The 4,592-nt window shown below is 45.4% G+C and carries 3 protein-coding genes and 2 pseudogenes; 3 read left to right on the top strand and 2 right to left on the bottom strand.

Annotated elements, in window-relative coordinates; all coding sequences use genetic code 11:
• Positions 1-117 (bottom strand): annotated as a pseudogene (locus tag AB4484_RS26605) (nuclease); the annotation flags it as partial.
• Between the two features lie 386 nt (positions 118-503).
• Here AB4484_RS26605 and AB4484_RS26600 point away from each other — a divergent pair.
• Together AB4484_RS26600 and AB4484_RS26595 are read left to right on the top strand one after the other, a co-directional pair.
• The gene (locus AB4484_RS26600) at positions 504-1,517 is read left to right on the top strand and encodes an HlyD family secretion protein (RefSeq protein WP_372081043.1); all 1,014 of its coding nucleotides are present in this window, start codon (positions 504-506) and stop codon (positions 1,515-1,517) included.
• Between the two features lie 5 nt (positions 1,518-1,522).
• Positions 1,523-3,055, top strand: coding sequence for an MFS transporter (locus AB4484_RS26595; protein WP_372081042.1), 1,533 nt, complete (start codon positions 1,523-1,525; stop codon positions 3,053-3,055).
• Between the two features lie 116 nt (positions 3,056-3,171).
• On the opposite strand, the gene AB4484_RS26590 is transcribed toward AB4484_RS26595, so the two are convergent.
• Entirely contained in the window at positions 3,172-3,774 is a 603-nt protein-coding gene (locus AB4484_RS26590) for a TetR/AcrR family transcriptional regulator (RefSeq protein ID WP_372081041.1), read from the bottom strand.
• 136 nt (positions 3,775-3,910) lie between these two features.
• On the opposite strand from AB4484_RS26590, the pseudogene AB4484_RS26585 reads away from it, so the two are divergent.
• Positions 3,911-4,558: pseudogene (locus tag AB4484_RS26585) on the top strand (integrase); the annotation flags it as partial.
• Between the last annotated feature and the right edge of the window lie 34 nt (positions 4,559-4,592).

Below are 4,592 nucleotides of genomic sequence, written 5' to 3'. Positions count from 1 at the left end.
TTCTTTTTCTTACTGACTTTAGCTGAATTAGATTGGCAAGAATGGCAACTAATACGCATTGCAGTATTCACCTTATAATTATTGTGGGCAGTAGACGTAATCCCCATACTTTCCATAAATAAAGTACCGGAAGACGCGACGATAAGCCTAAAAGGTGAGTTTATCGGTGGTGTGTCTTTGGATGTAGCCAAAGTGGCATTGCGTTTGACTTCGATTATATAAGCTCAACCAAACCTTAAGTGAAGGTAGCGCAGTAATAAGCGAGATTCACTGACTTCAATCTCGAAGCATTTCTTCATAATCAAAAGGCGACCTCAGTGTCGCCTTTTTCGTTTTTCTCCCTATAAGCACTTTAATTCTCTCCTTTCATTCAAAAGGGGGACTAAATAAGATCTCTAATATCAGCGGGATGGATCTTTTTATGTCATAAATGATCAAATGTACCTTTACTAAAACTGTACGGTACAGTACAGTTGATGGAAATCATTAAGTTGGGTTTAAAAATGAAGAAGAAAGTCATTGCGTTGTCGCTTGTTATTGGTTCGTTAGTCGTTGCAGGTTGTGCGTTATACCAACCGAATACGGTGACTACCGATAACGCTTATGTTCACTCGGATGTGACAGCGATTTCACCGGAAGTTGGTGGGCAGGTAAGCCAACTTTTTGTCGAAGATAATCAGTGGGTGAGCAAAGGAGCACCGCTGTTTTCGATTGATGATGAAGATTTCATTGCCAATCAAGAAATCGCGAAGTCAGCGTTAGATGTAGCAAAGGCTGCGCTGACCGGAAACCAAACCAAAACCGAAATGCAGCTTGTAAAGATTGAGCAGGCGAAGCAGGGCATTCACAGTGCAAGTGCGAATGCGGAACATCAAGCGGCGGAGTTCAAACGTCTTTCACGCTTGGTACAAAAGCAGTCGGTGAGTAAGAACCAATTTGAAGCGCAAAGAACACGTTCTATTGAAGCGAGCAGCAATCTTGAAACTGCCAAGCTAGCGCTATCCGTTGAACAGAAGCAGCTTGATGCGCTAGTAACAGAAAAGATGCAGCTAACCGCACAACGCAAGCAAGCCGAAGCGAACTTGAGACTGGTGAATATCGCCCTTGAGCGAACCATCGTTCGAGCGCCTTTTGATGGTTATGTGGCAGACAGACAAGTGCAAGTAGGTAAGTTTGTTCAACCGGGCATGGGTTTGATCGTGATGGTGCCGGATTACGTTTGGATTGAGGCAAACTTCAAAGAGACTCAACTAGAGAACGTTGCACAAGGGCAAGATGTAGAAGTGGTGTTAGACATGTTCCCTGAGCATCCGTTGCATGGTCGTGTATCTTCTATTACCCCTGCAACAGGCGCGCAGTTTAGTTTATTGCCACCGCAAAATGCGACGGGTAATTTTGTGAAAGTAGTACAGCGTGTGCCAGTGCGTATTGAGTTGGATATCCCACAAGAGCTTAAACAGCGCATCTACCCTGGCTTGTCGGCTGAAGTGTCGATTGAGACCACAACGCAAGGTTAATCGTCATGAAAACACGTTCACCACTGCTGATTTTTGCGCTGTTCGCCATTGCGGCTTTTGGAATCAATTCGGTGATGTTTACCGAGTTGTCCCACGAGATGGCAGCCACATCCGGTTTGTCCTCAGATGAAGTCGAGTTAGTGAAAATCGGCTTTATGATCACTCAAGTGTTGGGGTTTATGTTTACCCCTATCTTGGTGCGTAAGCTTGGTACGTCATTGCCATTGCACTCTGCATTGCTGGTGGGTTTGGGAACGAACCTTGTGCTCTATTGGACTGGTCAGCATGCGTTGTTGTTCACGCTAACTTGGTTAGTAAGCGGCTTTTTCATGAGCATGTTATTGGTGGTGGTGAACCTTTATCTACTCAATACTTTTGAGCAGCGTTGGTTGCCTGCGATTATTGCGCTGACACTGATCTTCTCAACACTGTTACCAATGGGCGCTTATCCGTGGTTGGTCGCCGAGATTGTCGAAGTGTTTGACTGGTCGTTTTTGAACGTTGTCTCGGCTTGGTTGTACTTTTCAGCTCTAGTGATGATCGGCGTGTACAAACCTCAGGCGATTGAGATTGAAACCAAGCCAAAATCCTCAGGTCCGGTGTACCTCGTACTTGCGTTAACGATGAGTTTGGTGGTGTTCCTACTAATGCGCGGCAGTTACTACAACTGGTTGGATTCAGACTGGTTTGTACAGGCTTCTTCTGTGGCTGCGGCACTGGTTTTGTTGGCGGTGTATCAGTTGGTGAAAACGCGCCATTTGGATACTGCGTCGATGCAATTGCACGGCAAGTTAAAGACCAACGTGTTTATGTACAACGCTTTTCTTGCAGGCTTTGCCGTGATGGCAAGTACAGTGTTGTTTGCCAACTTCCTAAAAATGGCGATGCACTACAACAGCCTCAATGCGGGTTATGCACAATTACCATCGTTTTACGCCATGTTGGTCGGCATGCTGGTGAGTGTGTTGGTGTATTACTTCCGCCGTCCACTGGCAGATGCAGTGGTGCCTTTTGGCGTGCTGATGATTCTGCTGTCGGTGCACGAGTTCAGCCAATTACCAAGTTTTGTTGGCACAGAGTCACTACCCATCCCAATGCTGCTGCGAGGTTTTGGTGTTGGCTTGTTGAATGTGTCGGTGACGATTGCGGTGTTGATGTACTTCCAAGTAGGACAGCGCTTAGAAGGCATTGCTAACTTCTATCTGTTCCGAACCATGGGCGGGGTCATTGGCGGGGCGTTTTTCTCTCGTGTGATTCAAAGCCACAGCGCGCAAGCATCGGGCGAAATCGGTCGTACACTGGACGGTTCAAACCATGTGTTTGCGGCGTATGAACAGGCATTGAGCAGCGCGATTTTGACTCATGGCCGCTTACCTAATCCGGCACTCGGAATTAGTCAAATTAGTGCGGTTGTGAAGGAGCAAGCTACGACATTAGCATTGAGTAATTCTTTGGTGATGTTTATTGTCTCTATTTTTGCGCTTGCGCCAATCTTGTTGATCGGTAAGAAATTGGCCGCAAAACAAGAAGCACACTGATACAAAGTAAAGTAGCCCGAGTAGCCCAGATAGTTAGGCATCTAGGTAACTAGGCTGCGCAGTAAAAATAACAAAGGGAGCCAATGTGCTCCCTTTGTTTATTAGGTTTGAGGTTCTTATCGCTGGTAAAGTTTAAGGAATGCCGCCACCGCTTTTTGTGTATGCGAATCCAATTCCTCATCGCTTAAGAAATCAAAGCCCATCAGTGCCATGTTCTGGTAATCCATTTTGATCAGCGCGAGTAACTGCCCGCAGGCTAAATCGGCATCGTCGATGTTAAGCTGCTGGCTGATAGTCTCGGTTTTTAGAAACTCAATTAAGTATTGATGAATGCGCTGCGGCCCGGTTTGCCAAAACTGATTTGGAACTGAGTCATGTTTGTTGAAGTCGGCAGAGATGATGCGATAAAGCGATAGGATTGGGTTAGAGCAAATGCCTAGTAGATACTTTTTGGCGAAGTCTTCTAAGGTTTCTCTTAGTGGTTCATTCTGTTTATCGGCAAGTTGGAAAACGGACTCTAGGCTGATCTTGGTGTTATGCGCGAGAACTTCAACAAACAACCCTTCTTTGTTGGAAAAGTAACGATACAGGGTTTGTTTTGAACCACCACAAATCGCAACGATTTGATCGAGTGACGTGTCCTTGTAACCCTGCTCAATAAACAGTTCGGTCGCTACTTCGATGATTCGAGTTCTTTTCTTTTCAGTAGATGCGCGCATAACTAAATCAACCTAAATAAAACTGTTCAGTACAGTATCATTATTACCGCCGAGACACACCGCTTTTCCGCGTTTAACGTTTCTTTATGGATCGAAATTGAAAAAGGCGATATTCGGTCGCTTTTAAAATCAGAACGACTACCAAAAGGTCTACGATGCAGCGCCACTGTTTCTTAAGGTAGCAATGAGCCTAACTCTTGAGACGACTCATGCTGTGAGGGAGATCTATAGGCTTCGTTATCGGATATACAAACCACGGGAAGGTGTTTGTGGGATTCTTTGGAACCCTGATAAAGAGGTGGAGTATGTTGATGGGCATGCTGTGTATGGAATGCTTTATGTTCACCGAGAGAAGGTGAAAAAGTCCGATGCTTCCACTGTGGCCATTCCTGTTACTCAGACGATTAAGGACATTGTCGACCTCTCTAAAACATCGAGATTGATTTGTCCTTATATCGTTCATCGTAAGCCCAAACAGCAGCAACGTGGTATTTCAAAAGAGACCGATCATCTTTACCAAGTACATCACCACAACATAAGTAAAGAGTTCAGTAAGGTTCGAGACTCTTTAGGGCTCTATAGCCACCTAAAGAAATCGCTAAGGCCGACCTATCATGAAATAAGAGGGCTGGCTGCTCGCATGATTGAACAGCAAGGGCAGAGTGCTACCGAGCGAATGGCACACGCGAACGCTAAAACGACAAAAATCTATACAGGCACAAGTGACATTATTTGGCACCAAGTACCACCTGTTGAGGTTATGCCGAAAAGTGGCCTGAAGTGATTTGTGTTAGTTGCTTAGTTTTGGAGGAATTCGG

The sequence above is a fragment of the Vibrio sp. 10N.261.46.A3 genome, from assembly GCF_041472995.1.
Classification (GTDB): Bacteria; Pseudomonadota; Gammaproteobacteria; order Enterobacterales; family Vibrionaceae; genus Vibrio; species Vibrio coralliirubri.
Note: the sequence above shows the minus strand (reverse complement) of the source record. Positions and strands in the feature narration are given on the sequence as shown.